A 15,911-nucleotide genomic window follows, 5' to 3' on the forward strand; every position below is an offset into this window, starting at 1 on the left:
CACGCGCCACGCGCCACCCGACCCGCACAACCGAAGCGGCCCCCGCCGGAATCGATCCGGCGGGGGCCGCTTCGGTTGTGCGGGCCCTCAGACGCCCGCCGGGGTACGGTCCGCTTCGGCGGGGACGGCCGCGGCCGGTCCCTCGGAGAGGCCCACCTTCCCGTGCAGCGCGCGCAGCGCGGCCGGCGCGTACCAGGCGCCGCGGCCCAGCAGCCGCATCGCGGCCGGTACGAGCACACCGCGTACCGCCACCGCGTCGATGACGATCGCCAGTCCGCTGCCGATGCCGAACATCTGGAGGAAGCTGATCTGGCTGGTCCCGAAGGCGAAGAAGCTCACGGCCAGCAGTCCGGCCGCCATGCTGACGATCCGTCCGGTGCGGGCCAGACCCTGGGTGACGGTCGTCGTCCGGTCCGCGCCCGCGTCGTGCAGCTCCTTCATCCGGCTGGTCACGAACACCTCGTAGTCCATGGACAGGCCGAAGGCCACGCAGAACAGCAGCACGGTCATCGAGGTGTCCATCGGCTGCGGGGTGAAGCCCAGCAGCGACGACAGATGGCCGTCCTGGAAGATCCACACCATCGCGCCGATCGCGGCCGACAGGCTGATCGCGTTGAGCAGCAGCGCGCGCAGCGGCTGGACGACGCTGCCGGTGAAGAGGAACAGCAGCACGAAGGTCGTCACGAGAACCAGCCCGATCGCCAGGGGCAGCCGGTCACCGATGGACTGCCGGGAGTCGACCAGCGTCGCGTCCGTGCCGCCCACCAGCATCTCGGTGCCCGCGGGCCGGTCCACGGCGCGGATGTCCGCCACCAGGTCCTGGGCCGCGCCGGACTTGGACGCGGTGCCGGTGACGACGGTGAGGCGCTGCGCGTCCGGCCGGGCGAGGCCGGCGTTCGCCGGGCCCGGCGGCTCGCTCCGTCCGCCGGTGTAGGTGCCGGTGGAGGCGTCGACGCGTACGACACCGTCGAGCCGGGACAGTTCGCCGGCGTACGCCGCCAGCGGCGCCGCCGCGACGGCCGAGGTGCTGACGATCTGGACGGCGCCCGCCTCGTCGGTGGGGAAGTCGTTCCGGACGGCCGTCGCGACCTGGCGTCCGGCCGCCTCCTCGGGCAGCACCCGCTCGTCGGGCGTCCCGAACGTGACCCCCAGCAGCGGGCCGGCGAGGAGCAGCAGCACGGCGAGCACGGGCAGCGCGGTGAGGGCGGGCCGGCGCATGACGAGTCCGGCGAGCCTTCCCCAGAAGGGCGCGTCGGAGCGGCGTACTGTCTTCGCCCACGGCAGCCGCCCCTTGTTGACCCGGTGGCCCAGCACGGCGAGCAGCGGCGGCACCACGAACAGGGCGGCGACGACCGCGATCAGGACCACGCCGATCCCCGCGTAGGCGAAGGACCGCAGGAAGAACGGCGGGAAGACGAGCAGCGCGGCGAGCGCGGCGGCGACGGTCGCGGCCGAGAACAGGATCGTGCGCCCCGCCGTCCGTACCGTGGTGCGCAGCGCCTCGGGGACCTCCTCGCCCGCGGTGAGCTGTTCGCGGAAGCGGCTCACCAGCAGGAGCGCGTAGTCGATGCCGAGGCCCAGACCGAGCGCGGTCGTGAGGTTGATCGCGAAGACCGACACCTCGGTCACGCTGCCGAGGACGGAGAGCAGCGCGAACGTGCCGACGATCGCGATCAGTCCGATGACCAGGGGCAGCATCGCGGCCACCAGGCTGCCGAAGGCGAGGACCAGCAGCAGGAGCGTGACGGGTACGGCGATCGCCTCGGCCACGGCCAGGTCGCCGGAGACCTGTGAGCTGACGTCGATGCTCACGGCACTCTCGCCGCCGGCCCGTACCTCGACCCCGTCGCGCTCTCCGGTGTAGTTGTCGATGAGCTGCTCGGCGCGCTCCCCGCGCTCGGTCTCGTCCCCCTTCACATGGAGGGCGATCAGGGCCTCGCCGCCGTTCTCGGAGATCAGCCGCGGGCTCCCGGTGTCCCAGTAGGAGACCACGTTGCTCACGGTGGCGTCGTTCTTGAGGCCGTCGGTGATGGAGCGGCCCCGCTCGTCGACGGCGGGGGTGCCCGGCCCCTGCCGGCCGCCGTCCTCCGAGCCGATCAGGAACAGCAGGTTGGTCTCGCCCCCGAACTTCTCGTCGATCCGGACGGCGGCGCGTGAGGACTGCGCGTCGGGGTCGTCGAATCCGCCGCCGAGCAGCTTGCCGAAGGCGCCCGCGCCGAGTACGCCCATGGCGACCACGGCGACGGTGGCCAGTACGAGTAGGAGCCGCGACCTCTTCAGGGCCAGCTCAGCGATCTTGGACAGCACGGGATCTCCCATCTCCGAATGTTAACGGCGTCAACACTGACTCTGGCAGGGGATGTTAATGCTGTCAACATCGGGCAGGATGAAGCCATGGAGACCAACCGGGCGAACCAGGGGGCCAAGGCCGGCTATCACCACGGCGACCTGCGCAACGCGCTGATCACCGCCGGAGTGGAGCTGGCGACCGACGGGGGACCGGCGAAGGTGGTCCTGCGCGAGGCGGCCCGCCGCGCCGGCGTCTCACCCACCGCCGCCTACCGGCACTTCGCCGGACAGGGTGATCTGCTCTTCGCGGTCAAGATCCACGCGCAGCAACTGCTCGCGGACGCCATGGAGCGGGTCGCGGAGGACCTGCCTCCGGGTGACCATCCCGGAGCCGCCGCCGAGCAGCGGCTGGCGGCGATCGGCCGGGGCTACGTGGGCTTCGCCCTGGAGCACCCCGGCCTCTTCCGAACCGCCTTCTCCCACTCGGCGCCGGGCACGGACGAGGACACCGGATGGGGCGGTGTGACACCGCCCGCCGACAACCCCCAGTACCGCTCGTACAACCTGCTCAGCCAGGCGCTGGACGAACTGGTCGCCACCGGCCGTATGCCCGCCGGGAACCGCCCCGGCGCCGAGGCCGCCGCCTGGTCGACGGCGCACGGCCTCGCGATGCTCCTTCTCGACGGCCCGATGGGCCGGCTGCCGGCCGCGGACCGCGACGCCGTGATCGGGCGCACGACCGACACGATCGTCGCCGGTCTCCTGGTCCCCCACGACGGCCCCGAGGGCCGGTGAGTGGATCATGGGTGGATCGTGTGCCGAGACCGTGTGAAGTCCCCTCCCGTCACCGCCCCCGACCGTCGCCCCGGCCGGTGACCGGCATCGCTCCGGTCCGCCAGCGGCCCCTAAAGGTCAAACTTCTGTCAAGTCCCGCACCGCCGCGGAAGGTTGAGGTCGACCCCGGCGCTCCCGTCGCGGGTGAGGTCCCCCCGCGCGGCCATGGGTGTTGTGCAACGTAAGCTGTACCGGTGCTGATTCGTGGCAAGAGCGGCGATACGTCCGTAAGCCCCGGCTGACCCGTCGAGGGTCCGCCAGATCGGCGGCATCCCCGTGGTCAGGCCGCGCGGCGTGTCCGAAATGGGATGTTTGGGTCGGCAGTGTAGAACGGGAGACGTGACGGCAATGACGGTTGATCTCCAGCTCCGCGAGGGTCGCGCCGTCCCCGCAGTAGGCGGTCCGCAGTGACGGGCACCCCCCAGAACCAGGTCGACAGCTCCGCGCGTGCCACCCTCGACAAGGCCTCCGGTGAGAACTTCCCGGTCGCCCCCTTCTTCCTGCCCCGCGCCTGGCGCGAGGACCTGATGGCCGTCTACGGCTACGCCCGCCTCGTCGACGACATCGGCGACGGGGACCTCGCACCCGGCGGCGCCGACGCCCGCCACCTCGGTCTCGACCCCGCCCGGACGGACGACAGGCTCGCCATGCTGGACGCCTTCGAAACCGACCTGCGCCGCGTGTTCGACCCGGCGGGCCCGGCCCCCGGCCACCCGCTGCTGCGCGGCATCGTCCCCACCGTCCGGCGCCACCGGCTCACCCCCGAGCCGTTCCTCGGCCTGATCGAGGCCAACCGCCGGGACCAGTCCGTACGGCGCTACGGCACCTACGACGACCTGCTCGCGTACTGCGAACTCTCCGCCAACCCCGTCGGCCGCCTCGTCCTCGCCATCACCGGCACCTCCAGCCCCGAACGCGTGCGCCGCTCCGACGCCGTCTGTACCGCGCTCCAGATCGTCGAGCACATCCAGGACGTCACCGAGGACCTGGCCGACGACCGGATCTATCTGCCCGCCGACGACATGAAGCGCTTCCATGTCACCGAGGCGGACCTCGCCGCGCCGACAGCGAGCGCCTCCGTACGGAGCCTGATCGCCTTCGAGGCCGAGCGCGCCGGCCAACTCCTGGACGAGGGAGGGCCGTTGGTCCACAGCGTCCGAGGCAGGCTCCGGCTGCTCCTCGCCGGATTCGTCGGCGGGGGGCGCGCCGCCCTCTCCTCGGTGGCCGCCGTGGGACACGATGTACTGCCCGGACCGCCCAAAGCCACCACACCACGTCTGCTGCGTGAAGTGGGAGCAGTCCTGCGGAAATCGCACAGAAAGGGGTGAGCCGGATCGTGGAGGAACAGCCCCCCGTGTCGGCGCCGGTACTGGCCGCGTACAGCTACTGCGAGGCCGTCACCGGGCAGCAGGCCCGAAATTTCGCCTACGGAATCCGGCTGCTGCCCGCCGAGAAGCGGCAGGCCATGTCGGCGCTCTACGCGTTCTCGCGGCGCGTCGACGACATCGGCGACGGCACCCTGGAGCCCGGCGCCAAGCAGTCGAGACTCGAGGACACCCGCGCCCTCCTCGCACGGATCGGACAGGGCCGTGTCGAGGAGGACGACACCGACCCCGTCGCCGTCGCTCTCTCCGACGCGACCCGCCGCCTCGCGCTCCCGCTCGGCGGGCTCGACGAACTGATCGACGGCGTCCTCATGGACGTCAAGGGCGAGACGTACGAGACGTGGGACGACCTCAAGATCTACTGCCGCTGCGTCGCCGGAGCCATCGGCAGACTCTCGCTCGGGGTGTTCGGCACCGACCCCGCCGCGACCGGCACCGAGCGCGCGCCCGAGTACGCCGACACCCTGGGCCTGGCCCTCCAGCTCACCAACATCCTGCGTGACGTACGCGAGGACGCCGCCAACGGCCGTACGTACCTGCCCGCCGACGACCTCGCCAAGTTCGGCTGCTCGGCCGGCTTCGACACCTCCGTCCCGCCCGCCGGCGCCGACTTCGCCGGGCTCGTCCACTTCGAGGTCAGACGGGCCCGCGCGCTCTTCGCCGAGGGCTACCGGCTGCTGCCCATGCTCGACCGGCGCAGCGGCGCCTGCGTCGCCGCCATGGCGGGCATCTACCGCCGGCTGCTCGACCGCATCGAACGCGACCCCGGGGCCGTCCTGCGCGGCCGGGTCTCACTGCCTGGACGCGAGAAGGCGTACGTCGCCGTGCGCGGCCTCTCCGGTCTCGACGCCAGGAACATCTCCCGGCAGAGCGTCAGGAGGCGCCCGTGACACTCCCGCAGGGCACCGGCACCCGCGCTTTGCCGCGCGCCGCCGTCGACACCAGGGCCGCGCGGTCAACCCTCCGGACACCGGACGCGTCCCTGACCGCGACAGTGACGGGGGAGAGCACATGACGACGACGGACAGCGCCGGCTCCCGCCACGCGGTCGTCGTCGGCGGGGGCATCGCCGGAGTCACGGCCGCACTCCAGCTCGCCGACGCCGGAGTGCGCGTGACGCTGGTGGAAGGCCGCCCCCGCCTCGGCGGTCTCGCCTTCTCCTTCACCCGCGGCGAGTTGACCGTCGACAACGGCCAGCATGTGTACCTGCGCTGCTGCACCGCCTACCGCTGGTTGCTCGACCGAGTCGACGGCGCCGCGCTCGCACCCGTCCAGGACCGGCTCGACATCCCCGTACTGGACGTGGGACACCCGGACCGGCCCCGCGTCGGACGGCTGCGCCGCGACGCCCTGCCCGTACCGCTGCACCTGGCCGGCGGGCTCGCCGCCTACCCGCACCTCTCGCTCGCCGAGAAGGTCTCCGTCGGCCGCGCCGCGCTCGCCCTCAAGGCGCTCGACCCCGCCGACCCGGCGCTCGACGGGATCGACTTCGCGACCTGGCTGCGACGGCACGGCCAGTCGGCGCGCGCCGTCGAGGCCCTGTGGAACCTCGTCTGCGTCGCCACCCTCAACGTCCGCGCCGAACAGGCCTCCATGGGCCTGGCCGCGATGGTCTTCAAGACCGGACTGCTCTCCGAGCGCGGCGCCGCCGACATCGGCTGGGCGCGCGTGCCGCTCGGCGAACTGCACGACACGCTCTCCCGCAAGGCACTCGACGCCGCGGGCGTACGCACCGAACTGCGCACCCGCGTCACGGCGGTGACCCGCACCGAGGACGGGCGCTGGAGCGTCGACGTACCGGGCGAGCGCATCGAGGCGGACACGGTGATCCTCGCCGTACCGCAGCGCGAGACGCACGCGCTGCTGCCCGACGGCGCGCTCGACCAGCCCGGCCGGCTCCTCGACATCGGCACGTCCCCGATCCTCAACGTCCATGTCGTCTACGACCGCCAGGTGCTGCGCCGCCCCTTCTTCGCCGCGATCGGCACCCCCGTGCAGTGGGTTTTCGACCGCACCGACGCCTCGGGGCTGAAAGAGGGGCAGTACGTGGCGCTGTCGCAGTCGGCCGTCGCGGACGAGATCGATCTGCCCGTCGCCGAACTGCGCGAGCGCTACCTGCCGGAGCTGAAACGTCTCCTCCCGGCCGCGAGGAGCGCCGAGGTGCGGGACTTCTTCGTAACACGGGAGCGGACGGCCACCTTCGCCCCGACCCCCGGCGTGGGGCGTCTGCGCCCCGCCACCCGCACCCGGGCGGCCGGGCTCTTCCTGGCGGGCGCGTGGACCGCGACCGGCTGGCCCGCGACCATGGAAGGCGCGGTCCGCAGCGGGTTCAGCGCGGCGGGCGAGGCCCTGTCCGAACTCGGCCGCACCCACCGGCACCCGCTGCGGGAGGCCGCGTGAGACAGGACGCCGCCACGACGGGCGCGCGAAGGACGAGTACGGCGACGGCGCGTACGGGACCCATGAGTACTGCGAATAGAGGAGAGACCGTGCCGACTGTGCCCCCGGCCGACCCGGCTGTCGACACCACGGACGTCTTCGCTCTGCTGGAGCGCGGCCGTGCCCTGTCAACCCCCGTGCTGCGGGCCGCCGTCGGCCGGCTCGCCCCGCCGATGGACACCGTCGCCGCCTACCACTTCGGCTGGATCGACGCCGAGGGCCGGCCCGCCGACGGCGACGGCGGCAAGGCCGTACGGCCCGCGCTCTCCCTGCTGTCCGCCGAGGCCGCGGGATCGGCGCCCGAGACGGGGGTCCCCGGCGCCGTCGCCGTGGAACTGGTGCACAACTTCTCGCTGCTGCACGACGACCTGATGGACGGCGACGAACAGCGCCGCCACCGCGACACCGTCTGGAAGGTGCACGGCCCCGCCCAGGCCATCCTCGTCGGTGACGCCCTCTTCGCCCTCGCCAACGAGGTCCTGTTGGAGATCGGCACCGTCGAGGCCGGCCGTGCCGCCCGCCGACTCACCACGGCCAGCCGCAAACTGATCGACGGACAGGCGCAGGACATCTCCTTCGAGCACCGCGAGCGGGTCACCGTCGAGGAGTGCCTGGAGATGGAGGGCAACAAGACGGGCGCGCTGATCGCCTGCGCCGTCTCCACCGGCGCCGTCCTCGGCGGGGCCGACGACCGGACGGCCGACATCCTGGACTCGTACGGCCACCACCTCGGCCTCGCCTTCCAGGCCGTCGACGACCTGCTCGGAATCTGGGGCGACCCCGGGGCCACCGGCAAGCAGACGTGGAGCGATCTGCGGCAGCGCAAGAAGTCCCTGCCGGTCGTCGCCGCGCTCGCCGCGGGAGGGCCGGCGTCGGAACGGCTCGCCGAACTCCTGGCCGCCGACGCCAAGAGCAGCGACTTCGACAGCTTCTCGGAGGAGGAGTTCGCGACCAGGGCCGCGCTCATCGACGAGGCGGGCGGCCGCGAGTGGACCTCCCAGGAGGCCCGCAGGCAGCACACCATCGCCATCGATGCCCTGAGCCGGGTCGACATGCCCGAACACATCCGGGCGCAGTTCACCGCGCTCGCGGACTTCGTCGTCGTACGGAAGAGATGATCACCATCGCCATGCGCATACCCACGCTCACCGGAGGCTGACGCACCACAAGCCTCCGTAGTCGCCGTCCGGCGGGTCGTGACCGATCCGCCGGACGACGGAGACCCCAGCACAGCAGAGGACCAACTGCACGTAAGGGGAAGCCATGACAGCGACGACCGACGGGAGCACCGGGGCCGTGGGACCCCGTGCTGCCGAGGCGAGCGAACCGTCCGACACCACTCCCGTCACGAACGACGTCGCAGAGGCCGCACGGTGTGCCACCGCACGATCCGTCGAGCATCTGCTCGGCCGTCAGGACGCCCAGGGCTGGTGGAAGGGCGACCTGGAGACCAATGTGACCATGGACGCCGAGGATCTGCTGCTCCGTCAGTTCCTCGGTGTCCAGGACGCGAGGACGACCGAGGCGGCCGGCCGGTTCATCAGGGGCGAGCAGCGGTCCGACGGGACCTGGGCCACCTTCTACGGCGGTCCCGGCGAACTCTCCACGACCATCGAGGGATACCTCGCGCTGCGCCTCGCCGGGGACAGACCCGACGACCCGCACATGGCGCGCGCCGCCGCCTGGATCAGGGAGCACGGCGGTATCGCCGAGAGCCGGGTCTTCACCCGGATCTGGCTCGCGCTCTTCGGCTGGTGGAAGTGGGACGACCTGCCCGAGGTACCACCCGAACTGATCTTCCTGCCCAAGTGGTTCCCGCTGAACATCTACTCGTTCGGCTGCTGGGCCCGGCAGACCATCGTGCCCCTCACCATCGTCTCGGCCCTGCGGCCCGTCCGCCCCGCGCCCTTCGCGCTGGACGAGCTGCACACCGACGTGAGCCGCCCGAACCCTGCCAAACCCCTTGCCGCCGCCACCAGTTGGGACGGCATCTTCCAGCGCATCGACAAGGCGCTGCACCTCTACCACAAGGTCGCTCCGCGCGTGGTACGCCGGACGGCGATGAACGCGGCGGCCCGCTGGATCGTCGAACGCCAGGAGAACGACGGCTGCTGGGGCGGCATCCAGCCCCCGGCCGTCTACTCGGTGATCGCCCTGCATCTGCTCGGCTACGACCTCCGGCACCCGGTCATGCGCGCCGGACTCGAATCGCTGGACCGGTTCGCGGTCTGGCGCGAGGACGGCTCGCGCATGATCGAGGCCTGCCAGTCCCCGGTCTGGGACACCTGCCTGGCCACGATCGCGCTGGCCGACGCCGGGCTGAGCCCCGACCACCCCGCGCTCGTCAAGGCGGCCGGGTGGATGCTGGACGAGCAGATCGTGCGCCCCGGTGACTGGGCCGTGCGCCGGCCGGGACTCGCCCCCGGCGGCTGGGCGTTCGAGTTCCACAACGACAACTACCCGGACATCGACGACACCGCCGAGGTCATCCTCGCGCTGCGCCGGGTCAGGCACCCCGACACCGCGCGCCTGGACACGGCCGTCGAGCGCGGCGCGCGCTGGACGCTCGGCATGCAGTCGAGGAACGGCGCCTGGGGCGCCTTCGACGCCGACAACGTCAGCCCGTTCCCCAACCGGCTGCCGTTCTGCGACTTCGGTGAGGTCATCGATCCGCCGTCGGCCGACGTCACCGCGCACGTCGTGGAGATGCTGGCGTACGAGGGCCTGGCCCAGCACCCCGACACCCGGCGCGGTATCCAGTGGCTGCTCACCGAACAGGAGGCCGACGGCTCCTGGTTCGGCCGCTGGGGCGTCAACTACGTGTACGGGACGGGCTCCGCCGTACCGGCACTCGTCGCGGCCGGGATCCCCGCCTCTCACCCCGCCATCCGCCGCGCCGTCGGCTGGCTCGGATCCGTACAGAACGACGACGGGGGCTGGGGCGAGGACCTGCGCTCGTACCGCGAGGAGAAGTGGATCGGGCACGGCTCGTCGACCGCCTCGCAGACCGCGTGGGCGCTGCTCGCGCTGCTCGCCGCCGGGCGGCGCGAGACGCCGGCCGTCGAACGGGGCGTGGCCTGGCTCGCGGCGGCCCAGCGGGAGGACGGCTCCTGGGACGAGCCGTACTTCACCGGCACCGGCTTCCCGTGGGACTTCTCCATCAACTACCACCTCTACCGGCAGGTGTTCCCGCTCACGGCGCTCGGCCGGTACGTCAACGGGGAGCCGAGTCCGGACCGTACGCCGGCCCGCGCCGAGCGGCTGGGCGCGGGCCGGACGGGGAGCGTCAAGGAGCGACGGCCGGACACCCGGTCGGCGGACAGCCGGGTGGACAGCCACAAGGGGGCCTGATGGACTCTCCCGCCGACGGAGCCGGCGGCCCGGCCGTCACCCCGCTGCTGATCGCCTGCGCGCTCGGCATCGAGCAGGTGGCCCTGCGCAGCGCGCTGCGGAAGGATCGGCCGGGCCGGGCCGACCGGAGCGGCCGGACACCCGACGCCGGGCCCGTCACCGTGCTCCGTACGGGCATGGGCCCCGAGAACGCCGAGCGTGCGATCGTGCGCGCGCTCGGCACGGACCGGAACAGGTCCGCGGCCGTCATCGCGTCCGGATTCTGCGCCGGACTGGCCCCCGGCATGAACCCGGGGGACCTGGTCGTCGCCGACGAGACCCGGGGCCCCCACGGCTCGACGCCCTGCACGGGAACGGCGCTGCTCGTGGAGGCGCTGTCCCGGACGCTGCCCGGACGTACGGTCCACACCGGCCCGCTCACCGGGTCCGACCATGTGGTGCGCGGCCTTGAGAGGGCCGGACTGCGCGCCACGGGAGCCGTCGCCGTGGACATGGAGTCCGCCGCCACACTGCTCGGCGCACTGGGCACCGGATCACGCCCGGTTGCCGCCGTACGGGTGGTCGTGGACGCCCCTGGGCACGAGCTAGTCCGAATTGGTACGGTTCGCGGTGGAATATCGGCTTTCCGTGTCCTTCGTGCCGTCATTCCGGCTTTTCTTGAATGGCACCGTTCTTTGCTGCTCCCCAGGAGGTGAGCTAGATGGCCATGCCGCTCCGTCAGACCATCAGGGTCGGGACGTACCTCGTCGAACAGAAACTCCGCAGGCGTGAGAAGTTCCCACTCATCGTCGAGCTCGAACCGCTCTTCGCCTGCAATCTCGCCTGTGAGGGCTGCGGCAAGATCCAGCACCCGGCCGGGGTCCTGAAGCAGCGCATGCCCGTGGCCCAAGCGGTGGGGGCGGTGCTCGAATCCGGGGCACCGATGGTCTCCATCGCCGGCGGCGAGCCGCTGATGCACCCTCAGATTGACGAGATCGTCCGGCAGTTGGTGGCGAAGAAGAAGTACGTCTTCCTCTGCACCAACGCGCTGCTGATGCGCAAGAAGATGGACAAGTTCACGCCGTCGCCGTACTTCGCGTTCGCCGTGCACATCGACGGCCTGCGCGACCGCCACGACGAGTCCGTCGCCAAGGAAGGGGTCTTCGACGAGGCCGTGGAGGCCATGAAGGAGGCCAAGAAGCGGGGCTTCCGGGTCACCACCAACTCCACCTTCTTCAACACCGACACCCCGCAGACCATCATCGAGGTTCTCAACTACCTCAACGACGACCTGAAGGTCGACGAGATGATGATCTCGCCCGCCTACGCCTACGAGAAGGCGCCCGACCAGGAGCACTTCCTGGGCGTCGACCAGACGCGGGAGCTGTTCAAGAAGGCGTTCGCCGGCGGTAACAGAGCCCGCTGGCGGCTGAACCACTCCCCGCTCTTCCTGGACTTCCTGGAGGGCAAGGCCGACTTCCCGTGCACGGCCTGGGCCATTCCCAACTACTCGCTCTTCGGCTGGCAGCGCCCCTGCTACCTGATGAGCGACGGGTACGTTCCGACGTACCGGGAACTGATCGAGGAGACCGACTGGGACAAGTACGGCCGGGGCAAGGACCCGCGCTGCGCCAACTGCATGGCGCACTGCGGCTACGAACCGACGGCCGTACTCGCCACCATGGGCTCCCTCAAGGAGTCGCTGCGAGCGGTTCGCGAGACGGTCTCCGGAAGCAAGTAGACCGGCGGCCCGTGACGTCATGGCCACCGGAAGGACGGCGGCGCCCGTCGCCGCCGTCCTTCCGGCGCCCCGACCGGCGAGCACAGCTCCGGGAGGAGAACACACGATGACGGAGTCCAGCGAGAGCGGCACGGGACGCGGCGGCGTCCCCCGGGCGGCGGGACAGCGGGAGCCGGGCACGCCGGGCAAGGGCTTCGACCTCACGAAGCTCCTCGCCGAACGCGGCGGCGAGCGCTACGAGTTGCACACCGCCCACCTCAACCACCAACTCCCGCGCATGCTGCGGACCATCGGCTTCGACAAGGTCTACGAACGCGCCGAGGGCGCCTACTTCTGGGACGCCGAGGGCAACGACTACCTCGACATGCTCGCCGGCTTCGGCGTCATGGGCATCGGCCGCCACCACCCCGTCGTACGCGAGGCCCTCCACGACGTCCTCGACGCCTCGCTCGCCGATCTCACCCGCTTCGACTGCCAGCCGCTGCCCGGCCTGCTCGCGGAGAAGCTGCTCGCGTACAGCCCCCACCTGGACCGGGTCTTCTTCGGCAACAGCGGAACCGAAGCCGTCGAGACCGCCCTGAAATTCGCCCGGTACGCCACCGGCAAACCCAGGATCCTCTACTGCTCCCACGCCTTCCACGGTCTCACCACCGGCTCGCTCTCGGTCAACGGCGAGGCCGGCTTCCGCGACGGCTTCGCACCGCTGCTCCCCGACACCGCGCTCGCACTCGGTGATCTCGACTCACTGGAAAGGGAGTTGAAGCGCGGCGACGTCGCGGGCTTCGTCGTCGAACCGATCCAGGGCAAGGGCGTGCGCGCGACGCCGTCCGGCTTCCTGCGCGCGGCACAGGAGTTGCTGCACCGGCACAAGGCGCTGCTCATCGCCGACGAGGTGCAGACCGGACTCGGCAGGACCGGGGACTTCTACGCCTACCAGCACGAGGAAGGCGTCGAGCCGGACCTGGTGTGCGTCGCGAAGGCGCTCTCCGGCGGCTACGTGCCCGTCGGCGCCACCCTCGGCAAAAACTGGATCTTCAGACGGGTCTACTCCTCCATGGACCGGGTGCTGGTCCACTCGGCCAGCTTCGGGTCCAACGCGCAGGCGATGGCCGCGGGGCTCGCCGTCCTGTCGGTGATCGAGGACGAGCGGATCGTCGCCAACGCCAGGACGACCGGCGATCTGCTCCGGTCGCGGCTGGCGGCGCTGGTCGACCGGTACGAGTTCCTGAGCGAGGTGCGCGGCCGGGGGCTGATGATCGGTATCGAGTTCGGGAGGCCGGCGTCGATCGGACTGCGCGGCCGCTGGACGATGCTCCAGGCGGCCCGGAAGGGTCTCTTCGCGCAGATGGTCGTGGTGCCGCTCCTCCAGAAGCACCGCATCCTCACCCAGGTCTCCGGGGACGAGCTGGAAGTGATCAAACTGATTCCGCCGCTGACCATCGGGGAGCGGGAGGTCGACCGCTTCGTGACGGCGTTCACGGCCGTCATGGACGACGCACACAAGGGCGGCGGGCTGATGTGGGACTTCGGCAGGACGCTCGTGAAGCAGGCGATCGCCAACCGTTGAGCGCGTTTGCCTCTGAGGCAAGAGATTTGCCTCAGAGGAACATTGCTGGCGCAATGGAGGCATGGACACCCCAGCCGCCACCAGTGGGCACGACCCCGAGACAGAGGCCCTGCCGGACGTCGCGCCACAGCTGCGCGAGCTGCGCCGCGGCCGTGGCCTCACCCTGGAGGCCGCCGCCGCACGGGCCGGGCTCTCCCCGGCCCATCTCTCCCGGCTGGAGACCGGGCGCCGCCAGCCCTCACTGCCGATGCTGCTCGGACTCGCGCGCGTCTACGGTACGACGGTCTCCGAGCTGCTGGGCGAGGAACCGCCCGAACGCGATCCCGTCATCCGCGCCGCACGCGCGGAACCGGTGGAGGCCGACGGCTGGATCTACCGCCAGGCCGGCAGCTCCTCCGGCCGCGCGATGCAGCCGCTGCGGGTGACGGTGCCCTACGGGGCGCAGGGCGACCTCGTCCGCGTCCACCCGGGGGAGGAGTGGATCCATCTCCTTCAGGGGCGGCTCCGGCTCGGCCTCGGCGACGCCGTCCATGTGCTCGACCCGGGCGACAGCGCCCACTTCGACTCGATGACACCGCACCGTCTCGCGGCGGTCGGCCCCGACGGCGCCGAGCTGCTGTTCGTGCACACCCTGCTGATCAGCCCGACCACCGAGCTGTGCCTGCCGGGCGGGGCCCACCGCCGCTGATCCGCCCTCGGTTCCGACCAGATGAGAGAGGCCACCACCGTGCCCGACAACCCCGTGGACCCCGCCGCCGCGCGCGAACCGGAGGCGACCGCCGAGACTCCCGTCAAGCCCGTCATGGACGAGGAGCGCAACTTCCCGCGCGGCCTCGCCATCCGGCTGTTCGCCTACCTCGTGGCCGGCCATGTCCTGGCCGGTTTCCTCTACCTGCTCTTCGAGGCGGGCGCGCAGGGGCGCTGAGGGCGTCCCGGGCGGCCCGGACGAGCTACCCCTCGTCGACCAGACGGCCGCGCAGCCGTTCGCGCGTCGCGTCCGTCAGGCCCAGGCCGTCCGTGAGATACCGGTCGATGCTGCCCCACGTCTCCTCCATCGTCGTGAAGGCCGTTTCGAGGTACTCGGCGCGCGCGTCGAAGAGCGGCGCCAGCAGCTCCATCACCTCCGGCGAAGTGCCGCCGGGCGTCGTGTCGCTGCGGCGTACCCGGTACCTGCGGTGCGGCTCGTTCGACTTCAGATAGTCCGCCTCGATCGCCTCCCGCTCCACCCCCACGGCGAGCAGCGACACGGCGATGGAGAGCCCGGCCCTGTCCTTGCCCGCCGCGCAGTGCATCAGGGCGGGCAGGCTCTCCTCGGCCAGGGCGTGCAGCACGCGCCGGTGCTCGGCGGTGCGGTCCAGAATGATCGAACGGTACGAAGCGGACATCCGGGCCACACCCTTGCCGTCGGCGAGGATCGACCTGAGCTGGTCCAGATCCCCGTCGCGGACCATCTTCCAGAACTCGGTCCCGTCGGCCGGGTCGGTGAGCGGAATGTTCACATTGCGTACGCCGATGAGCTCGACGTCCAGGCCGTCCAGCTTCTGATCGGCCGCGTTGCGGAAGTCGAAGACCGTATGCAGATCCAGTGACGTCAGGAACGCCGCGTCCTCGGCCGTGGCGTGCGCGAGGTGGCCGCTGCGGAAGAGCCGGCCGTACCGTACGCGCCGTCCGTCGGAGGTCGGCAGACCGCCCACGTCGCGGAAGTTGCGTACACCGGCCAGTTCGGGCTCGGTCGGCGGGACCGGCTGCGGCACCTCGTGCGTCACGTGAGCTCCTCCGCGTCTGCCGCCGGCGCTCGTCGCCGACGCTGTCGCGCTCCGACTTTACGACATCCCCTCCCGCTGAAATCGCTTCACGATTGCGGCTTCTGTCCATATTGGGCTATTGCGCACAACGTGCCCTGTTCGCGGGCGAGATGGGGGCATATCGTCCTCGGCTGGTGAGCCAGATCATATCCGTGACGGTGTGTGGCGGCGCCGGGAAGGGGAATTGGGGCGGCGCAGGGAATTCGAAGATCCGTAATCCACGCAGGGTGACCGCTCGCGGAGCCCGATATTCCCGGACGGATTGCCCGGGGAATACGACGGCTTGTACGGGTCGGTCCACCCGGCTTACGGTCACCGCAATCCGAGCGGATCGCCGAATCCTGCCGCCGTTCGGAATCCTCATCCACCCAGCAATCATCCACGTGTGGCAGGAGCGGGGGACCCAGGTAGTACGCCGGTCCGGACTTCCGGACGGCTCGGGGTGAAGTCGCGTCACGGCGCGGCCGGGCATCTCCAGCCCGAACCCGACAGCTCACCTCGTAGGCGCCGGAGAGGAATCC

The 15,911-nt window shown here is 71.2% G+C and carries 13 protein-coding genes and 1 riboswitch; of the genes, 11 read left to right on the plus strand and 2 right to left on the minus strand.

Features of this window, described 5'->3' with window-relative positions; translation table 11 throughout:
• Positions 1-87 precede the first annotated feature (87 nt).
• Positions 88-2,307, minus strand: a complete 2,220-nt coding sequence (locus tag SSPS47_RS30070; protein ID WP_164255178.1) for an MMPL family transporter — start codon at positions 2,305-2,307, stop codon at positions 88-90.
• 87 nt (positions 2,308-2,394) lie between these two features.
• Here SSPS47_RS30070 and SSPS47_RS30075 point away from each other — a divergent pair, with 87 nt between their 5' ends.
• The 11 genes from SSPS47_RS30075 (at position 2,395) to SSPS47_RS35710 (ending at position 14,510) form a co-directional block, all read left to right on the plus strand.
• Positions 2,395-3,084 (plus strand): TetR/AcrR family transcriptional regulator, encoded by a 690-nt coding sequence (locus SSPS47_RS30075; RefSeq protein ID WP_164253672.1) that lies wholly within the window; start codon positions 2,395-2,397, stop codon positions 3,082-3,084.
• Between the two features lie 446 nt (positions 3,085-3,530).
• Positions 3,531-4,451, plus strand: coding sequence for a squalene synthase HpnC (gene hpnC / locus SSPS47_RS30080; protein WP_164253673.1), 921 nt, complete (start codon positions 3,531-3,533; stop codon positions 4,449-4,451).
• Positions 4,448-5,398 (plus strand): presqualene diphosphate synthase HpnD, encoded by a 951-nt coding sequence (gene hpnD, locus SSPS47_RS30085; RefSeq protein WP_164253674.1) that lies wholly within the window; start codon positions 4,448-4,450, stop codon positions 5,396-5,398. The genes hpnC and hpnD overlap by 4 nt, the downstream gene beginning before the upstream one ends.
• Positions 5,399-5,519: 121 nt before the next feature.
• Positions 5,520-6,908 carry a hydroxysqualene dehydroxylase HpnE gene (hpnE, locus tag SSPS47_RS30090; protein ID WP_164253675.1) on the plus strand — a complete coding sequence of 463 codons (1,389 nt, stop codon included), beginning with the start codon at positions 5,520-5,522 and terminating at the stop codon, positions 6,906-6,908.
• Between the two features lie 62 nt (positions 6,909-6,970).
• Complete coding sequence (locus SSPS47_RS30095; RefSeq protein WP_164253676.1) at positions 6,971-8,065, plus strand: polyprenyl synthetase family protein; 1,095 nt, start codon at positions 6,971-6,973, stop codon at positions 8,063-8,065.
• Between the two features lie 145 nt (positions 8,066-8,210).
• Positions 8,211-10,298 (plus strand): squalene--hopene cyclase, encoded by a 2,088-nt coding sequence (gene shc / locus SSPS47_RS30100; RefSeq protein WP_164253677.1) that lies wholly within the window; start codon positions 8,211-8,213, stop codon positions 10,296-10,298.
• A complete protein-coding gene (locus tag SSPS47_RS30105; RefSeq protein WP_164253678.1) occupies positions 10,298-10,993 on the plus strand; it encodes a 1-hydroxy-2-methyl-2-butenyl 4-diphosphate reductase in 696 nt (231 codons plus the stop codon). The genes shc and SSPS47_RS30105 overlap by 1 nt, the downstream gene beginning before the upstream one ends.
• A gap of 5 nt (positions 10,994-10,998) precedes the next feature.
• Positions 10,999-12,018: an adenosyl-hopene transferase HpnH gene (hpnH, locus tag SSPS47_RS30110; RefSeq protein WP_147876301.1), complete on the plus strand. Its 1,020-nt coding sequence runs from the start codon at positions 10,999-11,001 to the stop codon at positions 12,016-12,018.
• A 106-nt stretch (positions 12,019-12,124) separates the two neighbouring features.
• A complete protein-coding gene (locus SSPS47_RS30115; RefSeq protein ID WP_164253679.1) occupies positions 12,125-13,585 on the plus strand; it encodes an aspartate aminotransferase family protein in 1,461 nt (486 codons plus the stop codon).
• A gap of 61 nt (positions 13,586-13,646) precedes the next feature.
• Positions 13,647-14,273, plus strand: a complete 627-nt coding sequence (locus SSPS47_RS30120) for an XRE family transcriptional regulator (protein WP_164253680.1) — start codon at positions 13,647-13,649, stop codon at positions 14,271-14,273.
• 39 nt (positions 14,274-14,312) lie between these two features.
• On the plus strand, positions 14,313-14,510 hold the full coding sequence (locus tag SSPS47_RS35710; RefSeq protein WP_239065110.1) for a DUF6126 family protein: 198 nt from the start codon (positions 14,313-14,315) through the stop codon (positions 14,508-14,510).
• Between the two features lie 25 nt (positions 14,511-14,535).
• Here the strand turns inward: SSPS47_RS35710 and SSPS47_RS30130 are convergent, their stop codons facing one another.
• Positions 14,536-15,339 (minus strand): tyrosine-protein phosphatase, encoded by an 804-nt coding sequence (locus SSPS47_RS30130; protein ID WP_164255180.1) that lies wholly within the window; start codon positions 15,337-15,339, stop codon positions 14,536-14,538.
• A gap of 406 nt (positions 15,340-15,745) precedes the next feature.
• A riboswitch (cyclic di-AMP (ydaO/yuaA leader) is annotated at positions 15,746-15,910 on the plus strand.
• Position 15,911: the final 1 nt, after the last annotated feature.

Source organism: Streptomyces sp. S4.7, from assembly GCF_010384365.1.
GTDB lineage: Bacteria > Actinomycetota > Actinomycetes > Streptomycetales > Streptomycetaceae > Streptomyces.

Bases quoted from the DNA above. Each gene is read 5' to 3' on its own strand.
- SSPS47_RS30105 (WP_164253678.1), top strand. From the start codon at position 10,298: ATGGACTCTCCCGCCGACGGAGCCGGCGGCCCGGCCGTCACCCCGCTG.
- SSPS47_RS30120 (WP_164253680.1), top strand. From the start codon at position 13,647: ATGGACACCCCAGCCGCCACCAGTGGGCACGACCCCGAGACAGAGGCC.
- SSPS47_RS30115 (WP_164253679.1), top strand. From the start codon at position 12,125: ATGACGGAGTCCAGCGAGAGCGGCACGGGACGCGGCGGCGTCCCCCGG.
- shc (WP_164253677.1), top strand. From the start codon at position 8,211: ATGACAGCGACGACCGACGGGAGCACCGGGGCCGTGGGACCCCGTGCT.
- SSPS47_RS30095 (WP_164253676.1), top strand. From the start codon at position 6,971: ATGAGTACTGCGAATAGAGGAGAGACCGTGCCGACTGTGCCCCCGGCC.
- hpnH (WP_147876301.1), top strand. From the start codon at position 10,999: ATGGCCATGCCGCTCCGTCAGACCATCAGGGTCGGGACGTACCTCGTC.
- SSPS47_RS30075 (WP_164253672.1), top strand. From the start codon at position 2,395: ATGGAGACCAACCGGGCGAACCAGGGGGCCAAGGCCGGCTATCACCAC.
- hpnE (WP_164253675.1), top strand. From the start codon at position 5,520: ATGACGACGACGGACAGCGCCGGCTCCCGCCACGCGGTCGTCGTCGGC.